This is a genomic window from Neobacillus ginsengisoli (assembly GCF_030813055.1).
In genome coordinates this window covers 812814-829219 of sequence record NZ_JAUSTW010000001.1, presented here as the reverse complement: position 1 = coordinate 829219, position 16406 = coordinate 812814, and the positions used below count along the sequence as shown (strand labels likewise).

At 39.1% G+C, this 16406-nt stretch carries 15 protein-coding genes; 3 read left to right on the top strand and 12 right to left on the bottom strand.

What is annotated here, in order from left to right:
• Nucleotides 1-52 precede the first annotated feature (52 nt).
• The 3 genes from J2S10_RS04425 to J2S10_RS04410 all read right to left on the bottom strand — a co-directional run bounded on the left by J2S10_RS04425 (nt 53) and on the right by J2S10_RS04410 (nt 5887).
• Nucleotides 53-880 carry a LysM peptidoglycan-binding and 3D domain-containing protein gene (locus J2S10_RS04425; protein ID WP_307404769.1) on the bottom strand — a complete coding sequence of 276 codons (828 nt, stop codon included), beginning with the start codon at nt 878-880 and terminating at the stop codon, nt 53-55.
• A gap of 220 nt (nt 881-1100) precedes the next feature.
• A complete protein-coding gene (gene fdhF, locus J2S10_RS04415; protein ID WP_370876143.1) occupies nt 1101-3158 on the bottom strand; it encodes a formate dehydrogenase subunit alpha in 2058 nt (685 codons plus the stop codon).
• A 185-nt stretch (nt 3159-3343) separates the two neighbouring features.
• Nucleotides 3344-5887: a PAS domain S-box protein gene (locus tag J2S10_RS04410; protein WP_307404767.1), complete on the bottom strand. Its 2544-nt coding sequence runs from the start codon at nt 5885-5887 to the stop codon at nt 3344-3346.
• 292 nt (nt 5888-6179) lie between these two features.
• Here J2S10_RS04410 and yhfH point away from each other — a divergent pair, with 292 nt between their 5' ends.
• Together yhfH and J2S10_RS04400 are read left to right on the top strand one after the other, a co-directional pair.
• A complete protein-coding gene (gene yhfH / locus J2S10_RS04405) occupies nt 6180-6314 on the top strand; it encodes a protein YhfH (protein WP_307404765.1) in 135 nt (44 codons plus the stop codon).
• A gap of 130 nt (nt 6315-6444) precedes the next feature.
• Nucleotides 6445-6630: a hypothetical protein gene (locus tag J2S10_RS04400; protein WP_307404763.1), complete on the top strand. Its 186-nt coding sequence runs from the start codon at nt 6445-6447 to the stop codon at nt 6628-6630.
• 62 nt (nt 6631-6692) lie between these two features.
• Here J2S10_RS04400 and J2S10_RS04395 read toward each other — a convergent pair whose 3' ends face one another.
• Nucleotides 6693-6923, bottom strand: a complete 231-nt coding sequence (locus tag J2S10_RS04395; RefSeq protein WP_307404761.1) for a cold-inducible protein YdjO-related protein — start codon at nt 6921-6923, stop codon at nt 6693-6695.
• A gap of 56 nt (nt 6924-6979) precedes the next feature.
• Here J2S10_RS04395 and J2S10_RS04390 point away from each other — a divergent pair, with 56 nt between their 5' ends.
• Nucleotides 6980-7126: a hypothetical protein gene (locus J2S10_RS04390; protein WP_307404759.1), complete on the top strand. Its 147-nt coding sequence runs from the start codon at nt 6980-6982 to the stop codon at nt 7124-7126.
• Nucleotides 7127-7201: 75 nt separating this feature from the next.
• Here J2S10_RS04390 and narI read toward each other — a convergent pair whose 3' ends face one another.
• The 8 genes from narI to J2S10_RS04350 all read right to left on the bottom strand — a co-directional run bounded on the left by narI (nt 7202) and on the right by J2S10_RS04350 (nt 16320).
• Entirely contained in the window at nt 7202-7897 is a 696-nt protein-coding gene (gene narI, locus J2S10_RS04385; RefSeq protein WP_307404758.1) for a respiratory nitrate reductase subunit gamma, read from the bottom strand.
• Between the two features lie 15 nt (nt 7898-7912).
• The gene (gene narJ / locus J2S10_RS04380; protein ID WP_307404756.1) at nt 7913-8515 is read right to left on the bottom strand and encodes a nitrate reductase molybdenum cofactor assembly chaperone; all 603 of its coding nucleotides are present in this window, start codon (nt 8513-8515) and stop codon (nt 7913-7915) included.
• Nucleotides 8512-10014: a nitrate reductase subunit beta gene (gene narH / locus J2S10_RS04375; protein WP_307404753.1), complete on the bottom strand. Its 1503-nt coding sequence runs from the start codon at nt 10012-10014 to the stop codon at nt 8512-8514. Before narH ends, narJ begins: the two co-directional genes overlap by 4 nt.
• Nucleotides 10004-13669, bottom strand: coding sequence for a nitrate reductase subunit alpha (locus tag J2S10_RS04370; RefSeq protein ID WP_307404751.1), 3666 nt, complete (start codon nt 13667-13669; stop codon nt 10004-10006). The genes narH and J2S10_RS04370 overlap by 11 nt, the downstream gene beginning before the upstream one ends.
• On the bottom strand, nt 13653-13946 hold the full coding sequence (locus tag J2S10_RS04365) for a hypothetical protein (protein ID WP_307404749.1): 294 nt from the start codon (nt 13944-13946) through the stop codon (nt 13653-13655). Before J2S10_RS04365 ends, J2S10_RS04370 begins: the two co-directional genes overlap by 17 nt.
• Before the next feature lie 17 nt (nt 13947-13963).
• Nucleotides 13964-14260: a hypothetical protein gene (locus J2S10_RS04360; protein WP_307404747.1), complete on the bottom strand. Its 297-nt coding sequence runs from the start codon at nt 14258-14260 to the stop codon at nt 13964-13966.
• Nucleotides 14261-14295: 35 nt separating this feature from the next.
• Nucleotides 14296-14718 carry a hypothetical protein gene (locus tag J2S10_RS04355; RefSeq protein ID WP_307404745.1) on the bottom strand — a complete coding sequence of 141 codons (423 nt, stop codon included), beginning with the start codon at nt 14716-14718 and terminating at the stop codon, nt 14296-14298.
• Between the two features lie 102 nt (nt 14719-14820).
• The gene (locus J2S10_RS04350) at nt 14821-16320 is read right to left on the bottom strand and encodes a nitrate/nitrite transporter (protein WP_307404743.1); all 1500 of its coding nucleotides are present in this window, start codon (nt 16318-16320) and stop codon (nt 14821-14823) included.
• Nucleotides 16321-16406: the final 86 nt, after the last annotated feature.

Here is a 16406-nt window from a genome sequence, read left to right as displayed (position 1 = left end):
GGATTTACCGGCCTTTTTTATTTGTAATCAAAAAAAACTGCCAGATGGCAGCTTAGTTTAATATTGTTACTTTTAATTGTTTTGAACCAAAATTGATGGCGTCTTGTTGAGATGGAATAAACACATCGATACGATTTCCTTTAATGGCCCCGCCGGTATCTCCAGCGATTGCCTCACCGTAACCTTCAACATAAACTTTACTTCCTAGTGGAATAACAGATGGATCAACCGAGATGACCTTCGCATTAGGGTTAGCTTTTAAATTAATGCCAGTTGCCGTTATTCCTGAACATCCGCCGCATGAAGCAGTATAAGCGGTTGCTTTTACTGTGATTTCCCTCGAGCCTGACCCACTTGTTGAAGCCGGTTTTACCGCAGGTGTACTTTCCTTTGGTGCTTGAACTGTAGGTTTTGGTGTGCTCTCAACCTTTGATGTTGATTCACCTTTTGTCACGCTTGAAACAGCTGCTGCGGGTGCAGTTGTTTGTACTTGTTTTTCTGTTACGGTTTTATTTGTAGCGTTTAAACCATCATAGATTACGAGATTTAATCCGGGATGAATAAGATCGGAAGTTAATTTGTTCCATTCCATGATTTGTTCAACAGTGACATGATTTTCTATGGCAATGTCCCATAAAGTATCACCCTTTTTAACGATATAATGTTTTTCTGTCGCAATCGTTAATACATCACCAGGGTGAATAAGATCAGTTGAAAGATGGTTCCATTTTTGAATATTTTCTACAGATGTATTATGTACGCGTGATAGATCCCAAAGGGTATCTCCTTTTTTCACCGTTATGTCTGCTGCTTGTACATTAGCACCTACAGTTCCTGAGAGTGCAGCAACTGCTATAAATGTTTTAATTTTGTTAATCATTTTTACCTCCCATGTTCTTTCGTAGCTAACTTGAGATAAGCATAACATGGATTTTTCTGTAACAAAGAACAGGGAGATGTTAATTCGTTTACAATGGTGGCAATTATATTACGATAACATTTCTAAGTAAACTGAAAATTAAAAAATTGCAAAGTGGAACCTAAAGCTTTCAAACTGAAAAAGCGCGGAAATTCATCCGCGCTTTTTCTACTATATTATTTTATATACGGGATATCGTAACAGCACAGGCCTTAAATTCCGCTGTTCCCGAAATTGGATCATATTCATTTAGTGTTAGTACATTGGTTGGGGTTTCACTCCAGTGAAAACTCATAAACACAAGACCCGGTACCACCTGTTCCGTTACCTTTGCTTTAACAGTTAGTTCTCCTCTACGGGAACTGACCCGGACCACTTCCCCATCCGAAATACCTAAGACATGCGCATCTTCAGGATGTATATCAACGGTTTCCTCAGTTTGTTTTACCTTGACACCGGAGGCGTAGTGACGAGTCTGGGAATGTGTATTATAAGATTCATAACGTCTTCCCGTTGTAAGCGTAAAGGGAAATTCATCATCCGGAAGTTCCATCGGCGGAGTATAGTCCACCGGTACAAATGGCGCCTTTTTACTAAGGGATTCCTGTTGGTGAAACCTTTCATGCATAATCAAGGTCCCTGGATGATTTTCTTCAGGGCACGGGTAATGGATGCTATACTCTTGATCAAGTCTTTCATAAGAAATTCCTCCATACATTTCCCATGCCAGTTTTCTTACTTCATCCCATATTTCCCGGCTGCTGCTATAGTTCATTGGATATCCCATAATAGTTGATAATTCACAGAGTATTTCCCAATCGTCCTTCGTATTCTCATGTGCTTCAACAGCTTTGCGAACTCTTTGAATTCTTCTGTCAGTATTCGTGTATGTCCCGTCAACCTCCCCCCAAGAACGGGCAGGTAGGACGACATCAGCCATTTGCGCTGTTTCAGTTAAGAAGATATCCTGTACTACCAACAATTCAAGCTTTTCTAATAGTTTTTTGGTATGATTCATATGCACATCTGCGAGGAGTGGGTTTTCACCGATGAAATAAAGCGCTTTTAGCTGTCCTGCTTCTAGTCGATCAAAGGTTCTCGTTTGCGTATCACCTGCTTCCAGGTTAAGAACGACATTCCATTCTTTTTCAAAGCGTGCTCTATATTCAGCATTAGTAAGGCTTATGGCTCCTGCCAGCTGGTTCGGCAAACATCCCATATCTCCTGCACCTTGAACATTATTTTGCCCCCTTAGCGGCATAATCCCTGTGCCTTGTTTTCCGATATTGCCCGTTAGTAATGCAAGATTGGCAATATCAAACACATTGTTTACTCCACAGTGATGCTCAGTGATTCCAAGAGTATAAGCAATCATTGAACCGCTGGAACATGCGTATTCCCTCGCAGTAACAACAATATCTTCCGGCGAGATACCTGTTATGGTTGCAGCATATTCAGGGGTGTACGGCTCGACCCTCTTTGCAAGGATTTCGAAATCAATCGTAAATTGTTCGATAAATTCAGGATTATACAAGCGTTCCTTTAAGATGACTCGGATAAAGGAATTTATAAGGGCTATATCTGAGCCCACGTTTATTTGAAGGTGACGATGAGCTACTTTTACCATATCAATTTTTCTGGGATCAATGACGATTAGTTTTAGCCCGGATTTTGCCGCCTTTTTAATTCGATTGGCAATAATCGGATGTGCTTCAGATGTATTCGATCCCATTAACAATAATACTTCTGCTTTTTCAAAGTCTTCGAGTGTATTGGTTGGAAAACCACTTCCAAAAACAGTTGCCAGACCGGCAACGCTTGGAGCGTGTCACGTTCGGTTACAACCGTCAATATTGTTACTGTTTACCACTGTCCTCATGAATTTTTGCGTAATAAAATTGGATTCATTTGTAGTTCTTGCACATGCAAACATAGATATGGCATTGGAACCCCATGTCGATTTAATTAAAGTTAATTTTTCTGCAATAAATTGATAGGCTTCTTCCCATGTTGTTTCAACAAGCGAACCGGCTTTACGGATTAGCGGTGAAGATAATCTATTTTTAGCATGGACGTATTCGTACGCAAAAGCACCTTTAACACATGTTTGTCCTTTGTTGACAGGTGCATCTTTGTCGCCGCGAATTTTCATAATTCTGTTATTCTCGACTTCTACCACTAATCCGCAACCGGTACCACAATAGCCGCAAATTGTTTTTACAAAATTTGCATCTCCCATAACCTTTCCTCCCCAAAAACATTAATACCTATATAAACATATTAATCTAATTAACAGGAATGTAGATTTCTTTTTTCATCGAATATATGTCTATTATTTGAAAAATATTAATCAGATGGCATGCTCCAATGAATCTATCTAAAAAAAGAACGGGAAATAAATTTCCCGTTCTTCATGATGTTTTATTAAGCAGTTTTCGCAGGTAACAAAATATTAAAGGTTGTTCCTTTATTAGGTTCACTTTCAACAAATACCTTACCATTATGGCTTTCAATGATTTTGAAGCTAACCATTAACCCTAAGCCATTGCCATTTTTCTTTGTGGTGAAAAACGGCTCCCCAAGATTCTTTAATTTTTCTTCAGGTATTCCCACGCCTGTATCCTGAATGGATATTTGCACATTATTGTCATGAATAATTGTTTTTACATGCAATTCGCCACCGTTTGGCATCGCTTCAATTCCATTTTTAATAAAATTTAAAAAGACTTGCTTTAAGCGGTTTTCATCACACTCAATTTGAATAATTTCCTGATTACACTCAAAGGTCAGGCGAACATTTTTCTTCCTAGCTTCAAATTCAAGCAGTGAGACCACATTTTGGATAACAGGAACCACATTTTTTTCTTCTAATTCAACAGCCTTTGGTTTAGCTAATACCATAAAATCCTCTACGATTGTATTGACACGCTCAATTTCATCCAGGATGATGCCCAGAAACTCCATTCGTTCCGGATCTTGTTCATCTAACTGTAAGAATTCTGCATATCCTCTCATCGAAGTAAGCGGATTGCGAATTTCATGTGCCACACCAGCTGCTAATTGTCCAACCGCTGCGAGCTTATCCTGGCGATGAAGAACCTCTTCTGTTTTCTTCCGTTCAGTTATGTCATTACGAATCGCAAGATATTGGTATGGCATGCCTTCTTGATTTAGGAAAGGAACGATGGTGGTATCGACCCAATAATAGGTCCCATCTTTAGCTTTATTTCTGATTTCACCTTTCCATACATTTCCTTCGCCAATGGTTTTCCATAAATATTTGAAAAACTCCTTCGAATGAAAACCGGAATTTAAGATATTATGATCTTTTCCAATAATTTCTTCTCGATTGTACTTGGAAATCTCACAAAATTTATCGTTAACACTGGTTATCTTTCCTTTTGAATCGGTAAAGGCCACAATGGAGGATTGGTCCAGAGCAAATCTGATATCCGTATTGTCCTTAATTGTTACTTTTAGATTTTCTTCCGCCTGTTTTCGATCACTTATATCTGTTCGTATTGCAACGTATTGATAGGGCTTTCCATTTCCATTTAAAAATGGAACAATCGTTGTATCTACCCAATAATTTGTTCCGTCTTTTGCACGGTTGCAAATTTCACCATTCCAAACTTTTCCCTCACCAATTGTTTTCCAAAGTTCTTTAAAGAACTCCTTTGAATGATATCCGGAATTTAATAACGAATGGTCTTGACCAATTAATTCATCACGTTCATATTGGGAAATTTCACAAAATTTCTCATTAACACTAGTGATTTTACCTTTTTCATCCGTGATTGCAACAATGGATGATTGATCAAGGGCAAATGTAATATCTCGAATTTCTTTAAGTGAATCAAAAAGATTCCCTTCTGCTTCTTTCCTCTTGGTAATATCAGAACGAATCGCAATATATTGAAAGGGTTTTCCTTTTTTGTTTAAGAAAGGAACGATGGTGGTATCGACCCAATAAAAAGAACCATCCTTCGCTTTATTGCGAATTTCTCCCCTCCAAATCTGTCCGGAATGAATCGTTTTCCACAAGTCCTGAAAGAAATCTTTTGAGTGGTAGCCTGAATTTAATATCCGATGGTTCTGTCCCAAAATTTCTTCTTTTTTATATTTTGAAATCTTTTCGAATTTATCATTTACAAATAAAATCGTCCCGTGCTTGTCAGTAATTGCTACTATGGCCGATGCATCAATAGCTGCTTTTATATCCTTTAAATTTGTGTCAGTTGTCGCCAATTGTTTATTAATTAATGTACTGGATACAATGAGACCTCCAATAATTAGAATGGATACAAATAACACCAAATAAATGATAAAAGTATCTTCAATGCTTACAGTTTTAATGTCAATATTTGCGCTGGATAGGCTGGATGCTCTTCTTAAAAGAAAATGGCCTTCGGTGATAGAACCTGACATAATAATGGCACTAATTGGCTTAAGCCAAACTTGATTCCCCTTTGTATCGTTTTTCGAGGAAAACAACATCCATAATGAAAATAAAAATGAGAAGAATATTAATAATCCGGAAAAAACAAAAAGAGAAACATTATATTTAATCGTTAGGTTCATGGCAAAGATATCAATAATATGAATCGAAATAACTGCAATTGTTAAAAATATACTACCCATTACTAACTGATAAAAACGAATCGCTTTGCCAAAAAAAGTCACGAAAGCCATTCCCGCAAATGCGATACCAATAAATAAGGAAAGGATCGTGAGTGGAATTTGATAGCTGGCAAACCGACTTAAATCTGCTGCCAGAAGACCTAGAAAATTCATTATCCATATCCCTATGCCTAAAGTAAAGGCACCGCCTAGGAATAAAAGTCTTTTATTCTGATCTGATGTCCTTATTAGTGTAAACATATCAAGTGCTGTATATGAAGACACAATTGTTAAACCAACGCCAATCACGATAATATAAGGGTGAAATGTTCCAATCACTGCATTCATTTACAAGCATCCCCCCAATCTTCGCTCTATTTCTACTATGATTGTAATGTAATGTCTATAGTTAGGGAAGTACAAAAATAATTAGATTCCAACTATCTTTATTTTATACTGAAGATGAATAATCATATCAGTTTAACCATACCATATTATCGTTGGCCTATGATAAAAGTATTATTTTTTTAAAAAATCAAAAATTTTTTAAAAAAAGTCTACACAATCTTATTTTTTTTGTTTATACTGTACTACAACAGGTTAATTAAAAATAAACTGTATTAAAAAAGGAGTGGTACTAATGTTAATGAGTCCGGTTGAATTTTTTCGTAACTTGCCAAAGAAGGAATGTCCTGAATGTGGTCAACATATGGAGGAACAGGCTGAATCTTACTTAATGGAATGTGATCGCTGTCTAGCTAAAAAAGAGGAATAATTAAAAGAGGCTGAACACCCGATATGGGATTCAGCCTCTTTTGTTTTACAATAAATACCGCTTTTTAAAGAAAAAGATAAGCATAAACATTTTCCTTGGCGCACAACCTTATACAAAGGAGCTGAAGGGAATGGCAAAAAAAGAAGATTATCTTACAACCGCACCAAAAGAACAACAAATATCTATTAATAACGGAGCAATCTTCCCAAATCTCAAAAATGTAGCCGGTGATTCTGTGGATGAACATAAATTTCTTGAAGAAGCCAACACAATTATTGCCGGGGATGAAATTCGCCAGCAGAACGAAAACTTATAAAAGGAAAGAATAGTAAAAGACTGTCCATAAACATCAGACAGTCTTTTTGTATCATACTTTCATTAGATTTTTGGGAGTTCCCGCATTTGCTGGATCATTTCATTACCACACATTGGACATAAAAAATCATCAGCAACAAAATCTTTCCTCATCCAGCCAATACATGAATCATCGATACAGGAATAAATTTCAGTATCCACTAAAATGGTTTCAATTTCTTCTTCCTTTGCCCTTTTACCATAGAAAATAGGAACCGCCTCCTTTTTAACTAGTACTAGTATGCACCAAAACATTCCTTTTCATTTCCAGATTTTTTTACTTTTTGAAAAATAGACAGGAGGAAAGCTCCATGAAACCAATTCGAAAAAATATTACAGTGGTGGGAACGGATATTGATGAAGTCAAAAGACTAAACAGTCAATCAGGTTTAAGCTATAACGAAGTAAAGCAATTGCTTGCAGAAAAATATGTTATGAATAAACAGCAAAAGGAATAGCAGCGTGCTATTCCTTTTTATTTCACTTTATATTCTTTGAAAGATTGGTGGACAAAATAATTCACTAACTAATAATTATCTTCCATTCTTATTATACCCATTCCTTGAGCGGTATTGCTGTGGTGCTCGTGTTGGGTAGCGAAGAGGAAAACTAAACATATGGACGAGCATGGTAAAAGGTATGGATGCAAACAAAATAAACGATAAAATTACATGGACCTTAAAGATGGTAGGAACCCCCAGCATTAATTGGGACTGAGGATGGAAGGTAAATAAACTCCTGAACCAAGGTCCAATGGCTAATCGATACTCATAAGCACCAACAGTGGTGTTGTAGATAAGAGTCATATAGGTCCCCAATCCTGCAACTAACAACAACCAGATAATTGTAAAGTACCCGCCTCTTGTGGTATGGGCACGAACACTTGGAAATGAAAACTTTCGAATGAGCATGACTACCAAACCTATGACTACCATGAGACCTGCAAGTCCACCGCCTGCTATCGCAAAGAAATGGTATATATGGTCTGCAACACCCAGCGCATTATACACTTCAATCGGAACTAACACGCCCATGACATGTCCTATAAAGGCAAAAATAATCCCATAATGAAAGACTATAGAACCTATACGAAGCCATTTTTTCTCAAAAATTTCAGTTGAAGGTGCAGTCCAGCTTTTTCCTCGAAAAACAAATCTGTAAAAAGTAGCTATAATTAGGATCGTACCACATATATAGGGAAAAATGGTCCACCAAAATACAACTTCCATCTCCAGCCCTCCTTCTTATCGATACATCAATGGATAAGGCAGTTCATCCAAATCCGCTTCTTCACGCAGGATTTCCAGCGAAGAGATTTCTTCTAGTCCAGGAGCTTCAAAAACATGAATCAGTAGTAGTTCGACTGCATTTTTGTAGGGATTGCAGCTAGGAAGATTATCTAATAACCGGTTTATTGCGTATGCTACCCTACGGGAAAGGTTAAAAAATTTCTCATCCTCCGGTGCAATTGCCAAAAGCTCTAATAGCATGGGAATATAGTCAGCCAATTCCTTGCCTGCATATTCATATCCAACTTCACATATCAGCTTCTGTAATTGAATGAGTGCAACTCCGCGCTTTCTGCTATCTCCTAATTCATGGGCAGTTAAATAAAGGTTAGTCTTTTCCTTATAATCAAATGTTTCAACGTATAGCTCTTGTAAATCCTTTAAATTCATTGAATAAAAGGGGGTGACTCTTTTTAATACTTCATCCTGAACGCCGACCGATGGGAGATATTCCTTAATTAAGGATACAATAGACTGTTGTTCGTCAATAAAGGTTTGATCTGGGTAGTCCAGCAGCCTTGATAAAATGACTAAAATAGCTTTATTTTCATCCTTCATTGACTTTCACTTCTTTCAAATGGATAGGTAACCATTCCTTCAGGTGGGGACAACTCTTCAATACTGCAGGCCCCTTGTCTGTAATGCAAATCGTCGAGCATCTCACGGCGACCGGTTGGAATAACAAATCGCTCATTATATTTAGCGACCGCTAGTAGCCTTGCCATTTCTTCAAGTTCATCTGCTGATGTGTTTGCTTCTTCAAGGAGTTTGCTCTTTTTCAATTCATCAATCCCGCCAACCGTTTTAGCACGCATATGAACTCTCATCGCTGCCATTTTTAACAAAACCTTACGAATAACGGTTGTATCATCTGCCGTTAACAACGAAGCTAAATACTCCATTGGTATTCTCATTTGATCGACAGCGGGGATAAAGCCGTCTACGCCCAATTCCTGTTCATTGGTAAGATGATGCATGATCGGACTTAGCGGGGGCACATACCATACCATCGGCAATGTCCGGTATTCTGGATGGAGCGGTAAGGCGATTTTCCATTTTATAGCCATTTTATAAACCGGTGATTCCTGGGCACTTTGAATCCAGCTATTATTAATTCCTTGTTCTTGTGCTTTTTGGATAACTTCCGGGTCAAATGGATCTAAAAAGACAGATAGCTGGGATTCATATAAATCCTTTGGATTTTCTACCGATGCGGCAGCTTTAACCTTATCTGCATCATATAAAACCACACCGATATAGCGAATCCTTCCTACGCAGGTCTCAGAACAAATGGTTGGAAGACCTGCTTCTGTTCGCGGATAACAAAAATTACATTTTTCCGCTTTGTGTGTATTCCAATTGTAGTACACCTTATGGTAAGGACAGCCATTCATACAGAAGCGCCATCCGCGGCAGGCATCCTGGTCGACCAAGACAATTCCATCTTCATCGCGCTTATACAAAGCCCCAGAAGGACAGGATGCAACACAAGAGGGATTCAGGCAATGTTCGCAAATCCTCGGCAAATACATCATAAAGGTTTTTTCATATTCCATTTTGATATGTTCTTGAAGTTTACGGACATTCGGATCATTCGGAACCGATTCACTTCCGCCTGCAAGGTCATCATCCCAGTTCGGTCCCCATTCAGGTTTGTCGATATAGTTTCCGGTAATCATCGATCTAGGACGAGCAACAGGGATACTTTCCCCTTTTTCTCTCCAATGAAGATGTTGAAAATCATAAGTCCAGGGCTCATAGAAATCATTCATATCAGCCATGTTTGGATTGTAGAAAATATTGGCTAACTTCGAAAGAGGACCGCCCGCTCTTAAATGCAATTTTCCATTTCGTAAAACCCAGCCGCCTTTATAGCGGTCGGTATTTTCCCATTCTCTTGGATACCCCACCCCAGGACGGGTCTCGACGTTATTGAACCATACATACTCCATTCCCGGTCGGTTAGTCCATACATTTTTACATGTGACAGAACAAGTATGACAGCCAATGCATTTATCCAGATGCATGACCATGGCAACCTGCGCTTTAATCCTCAAGCCAATCGACCTCCTTTAACGGACGGATAATCGTCATGGTATCTCTTTGACTACCTGTTGGTCCATAGTAATTAAATCCGTAGCTTAATTGTGAATATCCACCAATCATATGGGTTGCTTTCGGGTAGATTCTCGTAACGCTATTATGGGTACCGCCTCGGGTTTTATTGATGGTATTTCCGGGAACACCCATGGTGCGGTCCTGTGCATGATACATATAAACGGCTCCTCGCGGCATCCGGTACGTTAAAACTGCCCTTGCCACCACGACGCCATTTCTGTTGTACAGCTCAATCCAATCATTATCTTTAATACCGATAGCAGCCCCATCCTCTTCATTCATCCAAACAACCTGCCAACCTCGGAACAGCTGTACCATATTGTTTGTATCCGTAAACATGGTATGGATCCCCCATTTTTGATGGGGAGTCATATAACGGAGAGTAATGGATTTACCGCTATTCTCTATTTCCTTTTCTCCTTTTACAAAGGCTCCTCTTGTAATCGGAGGGATATACAATGGTAGTCCTTCTCCATAATCAAGCATTACCTCATGGTCAAGGTAAAAACTTTGACGTCCTGTTAGAGTGTGCCAAGGAATATTGAATTCTTTATTGACTGTAAATGGAGAGTAACGGCGATTTTCATTCTCTAAGCCACTCCAAACAGGGGTCGATATCGCTGGTCGCGGTTGGATTGTCAACGCATCTAGGGTGTAGTCCTCTTCTTCACGCCCTTCTGAAACGTGAGCAAGTTTCTTCCCGGTCTTCTCTTCCATAGATTTCCAACCTTCTACGGCACGCTTTCCATTAGTTGCCCCAGACATCAGAAGAATGGCATTAATTGCTTTTTTATCAGAAAATAAATCAGGAAAACCCTTTCCAATTCCATCATACTTAGAAGGTCCAAGGCGATCGAGGAGCTCTTTGTATACCTTTTCTCCGGGTATTTTAACTCCTTTTGTTCCATAGCCATTTTTAATATTCGGTCCAATAGTTATCCACATATCATACACATGAGGATAATCCCTTTTAACGAAATTGAAATTAGGCATCGTTTTGCCTGGAATCCCTTCAACCTCACCTTTTCGCCAATCCTTTACTTTTCCATAGGGTTGCGCAATTTGATTAATCGTGTCATGAGCCAGGGGTGACATAACAAGATCCTCTTGCGCTGGAAGGTGTTCTTTCGCAAGCTCCGAAAAGGCTTTGGCAATTTCCCTAAAGGCATCCCAGTCACTTCTTGTATCCCATGGCGGGTTAATTGCCGCATTAAATGGGTGGACAAATGGATGTAAATCCGTACTGCTGATATCGAATTTTTCATACCAAGTAGCGGCCGGCAAAATAATATCAGAGAAAAGACCGGAACTTGTCATCCGGAAATCCATACTTACAAAAAGGTCAGTCTTTCCTTCGGGCGGCTTTTCAGAAATATTTACGTTCTCAGGCTGCCAGGAGTTCTCAATATCCGTTAACAATGAATCTGTTGACCCGATTAAATGCTTTACAAAATATTCATGCCCCTTTCCACTGTCACCCAACAGATTGGAACGCCAATTAAAAAAGACACGCGGGAAATTACGTGGGTCATTTGGATTTTCAATCGCAAAATCTAACTTTCCTTCTTTAAGCTGTTTGGCGATATCGTTAACCACTGCTTGATCATCACTATTACGTCCACGTGCTACTTTCATTACATCTAAGGAATTTTGCGAAAGTTGTGGAAAACTTGGCAGCCATCCTAATCTTGCAGAAAGTGCATTAAAATCTGCCGGGTGCATGTTCGTGTATTGACTGCCCCACTCGGTTTCTTCTTCATGTTTCTCGTACTCATAGCGGAATTGTTCGGTCGCAAAATAAAAAAAAGAGGTTCCATTCATCAGCCTTGGAGATTTCACCCAATCATTTGCAAAGGCAATTTGTTGGAAACCTTCTAGTGGGCGCACTTTTTCTTGTCCAACATAATGTGCCCAGCCGCCTCCATTCACTCCTTGTGAGCCTGTTAATAATACAAGATTCAAAATAGAACGATAAATTTGATCACTATGATACCAATGATTGGTTCCTCCACCCATGGCAATCATTGATTTTCCCTTTGTAAGAGCTGCATTTTCAGCAAATTCTCTCGCTACTTGAATGACATGGGATTGATTCACACCCGTAATACTTTCTTGCCAAGCAGGTGTATAGGGTTTATTTGCGTCATTATAGTCTGCTGGATAATCCCCCATTAACCCTCTGCCGATCCCCGTGTGAGCCAGCATTAAATCATAAACAGTTGTAATCATCAATTCATTGCCTGATTTATCTTTTATTTTTTTAACGGGGACACCACGTTTCACCATACCGCCGTCTTTTTCACCAAAATACGGGAACTCAACCATGGCGATTGCATCTGATTCATCTATAAAGCTCATTTTAGGGTTGATTTCATGTAAATCGAGGTTCCACTTATTCCCTTTATCCCACTGAAACCCCTCACTGCCATTAGGGATAGCAAAATCTTTCGTATCTTCATCCCATACAACCGTTTTCCATTCCCCAAGATCATGCTGGTCTGAAATATCAGATGCTCTCAAAAAGCAGTCTGAGCGGTAAGATTCATTCATTTTGTTTAATTGAACAAGGAAAGGAAGGTCAGTATATTGTTTGGCATACTCCATAAAATACGGAGTTTCTTTATCGACGTAAAATTCTTTTAAAATGACGTGAGTCATCGCCATGGCAAGTGCTCCATCTGTTCCCGCTTTTGCAGGCAGCCACATGTCAGCAAATTTATCATACTCAGCGTAGTCAGGACTAACCCCGACTACTTTCGTTCCGTTGTACCTAGACTCCACCATAAAATGGGCATCAGGTGTTCTCGTTTGCGGGATATTCGTCCCCCAAATGATAAAATACTTGGAGTTATACCAGTCACCACTTTCAGGAACATCCGTTTGATCCCCCCATACCTGTGGAGAAGCCGGCGGTAAATCTGCATACCAATCGTAAAAGCTTAAAATAGTGCCGCCGATTAAGGACAAAAATCTTGTCCCGCCTGAATAACTAACCATGGACATTGCCGGTATAGGACTGAACCCGCAAATTCGATCGGGTCCGTATTTTTTGATCGTGTAAATGGATGCTGCTGCAATCATTTGACAAATATCGTTCCATGTTGCACGGACAAAGCCGCCTTTTCCTCTTGATTTCACATACCGTTCGCGTTTTACCGGGTCTGAGACAATATTCTCCCAGGCTTGAACAGGATTTTTGGCCTTTCCTAGCTCTTCCTTCCATAACGCATAAAGGTCCCCGCGAACATAAGGATACTTCACCCTCGTTGGGCTATATGTATACCAAGAAAAACTGGCACCGCGAGGACATCCTCTCGGTTCATATTCGGGGAAATCATCACCTGTTGAAGGATAATCTGTTTGCTGGGTTTCCCATGTAATAATTCCATCTTTCACATGGATTTTCCAGCTGCATGATCCTGTGCAATTCACCCCATGAGTGGAACGGACAGTTTTATCATGTCCCCAACGGTTACGATAGGCGGATTCCCAATCACGAGAGCTTGGACTTTCCTCTGTCCAACCATCATTAATTCGTTCCCCCCGAACAAGATGTTTAAGGGAGTGCAGCAAATTATTATGCTTCTTTTCCATCGATTCCACCCCTTTCTTCCAAAAGGTCTCTTAGGGGGTTAAAATTTTCCCCTACTAGTCGAAACGAATCCCTGCCAGCATTAAATTCCTCCAAAAAAACATTCCAATTAGCCGCATTTGCTGCTGAGAGTATGAGACGTTGCAACATATTCATGTCATCAATTTCATAGATTTCTTCTATGAATTCACCTGTTATATTTCCGAATCGCATCTGCAGGACAGCAATTAAATCTTCTCGGTCATCGACGAGCAGCGCTTCTGTTTCAAATGAAAACAATCGTCTTCCAGCTCCTTTTATACCTTTATCATTTTAAAATAATCTGCAATTAGGGTGGACTTACATTTGTCTGCCGCCTCTTCAAAGAAACGTGTCACAGCTTCATCCGGATGTGCCGCCTGTTCATTCTTGAAATAGGTAGTAACAGACTTAGAGAAATCATTTGAAAATCTTAATGTGACATCAAATCCATCCTCACTTTTAAAAATAGTAGCTTGAACATCGTAAGGATGAAGATGATAGGTTGAAAAGGTCTCGACCATTCTCTGATATAACTCCGGCGCAGCAAAACGTAATAATCTTTCCTCTACCATAAACATCACCTTTTTCCATTTCTTCCTAATTTTTATCATTCGTTACTTGCTAGAAGTTTATTCATTTCATCCTCATTATGGATGGAATCCACAATAATAAGGGAATCAAGTAAAGCAATCATCCTTTCATCCATTTCATTCTTTATGAGCAGCTCCTTCATTTGTTCCACCATCCTGCGCATAAGATCATGATCACGTGTGAGCTTGATGACAAGATGATTTAAATCAGCGTTCTCTTCCACAAGTTCCTTATATAAACCTTCCTCTTCTGACTCGGCATGCTTTAGAGTCCGTGATTCCCAATGTTCAATGACAATTTCTGCAACTTGTAATGCTTTTTCCTTTTCTCCATCCTTCAGACATTTATAAAATAAGCTTCTTAACTCTTTCGCTTCATTCAATGCCGCCTCGTGGATGGATGAATGTGCATCCTGTTTCTTTAAGCTCGGTCCTGACATTCCTTTTTCTCCTTTCTTTATATATGAAAGTTTTCTTCATAAGCCTTTCCAAAATCCTATACACTAAACTTCAATACAACAAAAAGAGCTAAAGTCCAGCCTTCAGCTCTTTTGTTCTGTCATATCACTAAATAATCCAAGATAATATTTAACTTCTTCTGCATCATTTTTCACTTCACTGATGGTTAGCCATTCTAAATAAATTTCTCCATTTTTTCGTTTATTCCAAATTTCCCCTTGCCAATAGCCTTGTTTCTGAACCGCATCCCACATTTTTTGGTAAAAGCTTTGATCATGTTTTCCAGACTGTAAAATGTTAGGATTCTTTCCTACTGCCTCCTCAGCTTGGTACCCAGTTACAATTGTAAAGGCTCGGTTTACTTTTTCGATTATTCCCTTGGAATTGGTGACCATCATGCTTTGTCCAACGTTTTCCATAATCTTTGTTTCCAAGCTTAATTTTTCTAAGTAATACATCCACACCACAATGACAAAGCTAGCCAATGCAAACATTGCTAGGGACATAAATCCAATCGCATAATGCCCGGTAATATTGAAAACAGTTGAAAGAACTAGAGGGGGGAAAAATCCACCTAATCCTCCCATCGCAGATACAATCCCATTGACAATACCAGCTTGTTTGGAAAAATAATATGGTACAAGCTTAAAGATGGTCCCATTCCCAATCCCCGCACAGAATGCGACAGTTAAAGAGCCAATTGAATACAAGGTAATTGTAGGTGAAAAAGAAAGTAAGACACCTGAAAAGGTTAATCCTCCGAATACAAATAACAAAATGATAAAGGGATTAAATTTATCACCAAGCCAGCCGCCAATCGGGCGTAACAGTGTGGCGATGGTAATAAATCCTGCTGTTCGTAAACCTGCATCCACCGGTGTTAACTTAAAGTTTGTCACTAAAAAGTTAGGAAGATACACCGTAAACGCGACAAATGAACCAAATGTAATGAAATAGAATAAGCTTAAAAACCATAGTTTTTCATTCCGATAAACACTTTTGATTTGCTCTAATAAAGGCTTATTCACTCTCGGCTCTTTACGATCACCGATTAAGAAATTTAATAAAGCAAATAGGATGACAGGAATTAAAAATAAGCGAACGGTATTGTGCCAGCCTATGGAGTTTGCCAGCATAGGAGCCGTAAAGGATGTGATCGCAGTACCAATATTTCCTGCACCGTAGATCCCATTCACAAAACCATGCCTCTCCTTCGGATAATATTTCGGCAATGACGTCACACCGATTGAAAAGACAGCGCCCCCCATCCCTAGCACTAATCCACCAACAATTAAATCCGTAAGTGAATTTGCCGCACTTATATAAAAGACGGGAAATATTATAATGATAAAACTGATAAAAAAGATGATTCTAGCACCAAATCGGTTTGTCCAGTATCCCAGAAGGATCCTCATAACCGAACCTAAAATAACCGGAACTGCCGTAACCAATGCAATTTGATTAGGGGTTAGTGGAATGTCTTTTTTTATATTTGGCATTAAAGCTGAAATAATCACCCATACCATAAATCCTACTACAAGGCTTAAGGTTTGAAGAGGAAGCTGAAATTTTTGTAAATTCATACCCTTTTTCTCCTTTCAATTTGGATGAAAAATATTTTGTAAATTCATTTTAGTTTACGATTATAAAAACATTTCAAACCATATTT

Coding starts and splice junctions, on each gene's coding strand:
- J2S10_RS04425 (WP_307404769.1), bottom strand. CDS start 880: ATGATTAACAAAATTAAAACATTTATAGCAGTTGCTGCACTCTCAGGA.
- J2S10_RS04410 (WP_307404767.1), bottom strand. CDS start 5,887: ATGAATGCAGTGATTGGAACATTTCACCCTTATATTATCGTGATTGGC.
- yhfH (WP_307404765.1), top strand. CDS start 6,180: ATGTTAATGAGTCCGGTTGAATTTTTTCGTAACTTGCCAAAGAAGGAA.
- J2S10_RS04400 (WP_307404763.1), top strand. CDS start 6,445: ATGGCAAAAAAAGAAGATTATCTTACAACCGCACCAAAAGAACAACAA.
- J2S10_RS04395 (WP_307404761.1), bottom strand. CDS start 6,923: ATGTTTTGGTGCATACTAGTACTAGTTAAAAAGGAGGCGGTTCCTATT.
- J2S10_RS04390 (WP_307404759.1), top strand. CDS start 6,980: ATGAAACCAATTCGAAAAAATATTACAGTGGTGGGAACGGATATTGAT.
- narI (WP_307404758.1), bottom strand. CDS start 7,897: ATGGAAGTTGTATTTTGGTGGACCATTTTTCCCTATATATGTGGTACG.
- narJ (WP_307404756.1), bottom strand. CDS start 8,515: ATGAAGGATGAAAATAAAGCTATTTTAGTCATTTTATCAAGGCTGCTG.
- J2S10_RS04370 (WP_307404751.1), bottom strand. CDS start 13,669: ATGGAAAAGAAGCATAATAATTTGCTGCACTCCCTTAAACATCTTGTT.
- J2S10_RS04360 (WP_307404747.1), bottom strand. CDS start 14,260: ATGGTAGAGGAAAGATTATTACGTTTTGCTGCGCCGGAGTTATATCAG.
- J2S10_RS04355 (WP_307404745.1), bottom strand. CDS start 14,718: ATGTCAGGACCGAGCTTAAAGAAACAGGATGCACATTCATCCATCCAC.
- J2S10_RS04350 (WP_307404743.1), bottom strand. CDS start 16,320: ATGAATTTACAAAAATTTCAGCTTCCTCTTCAAACCTTAAGCCTTGTA.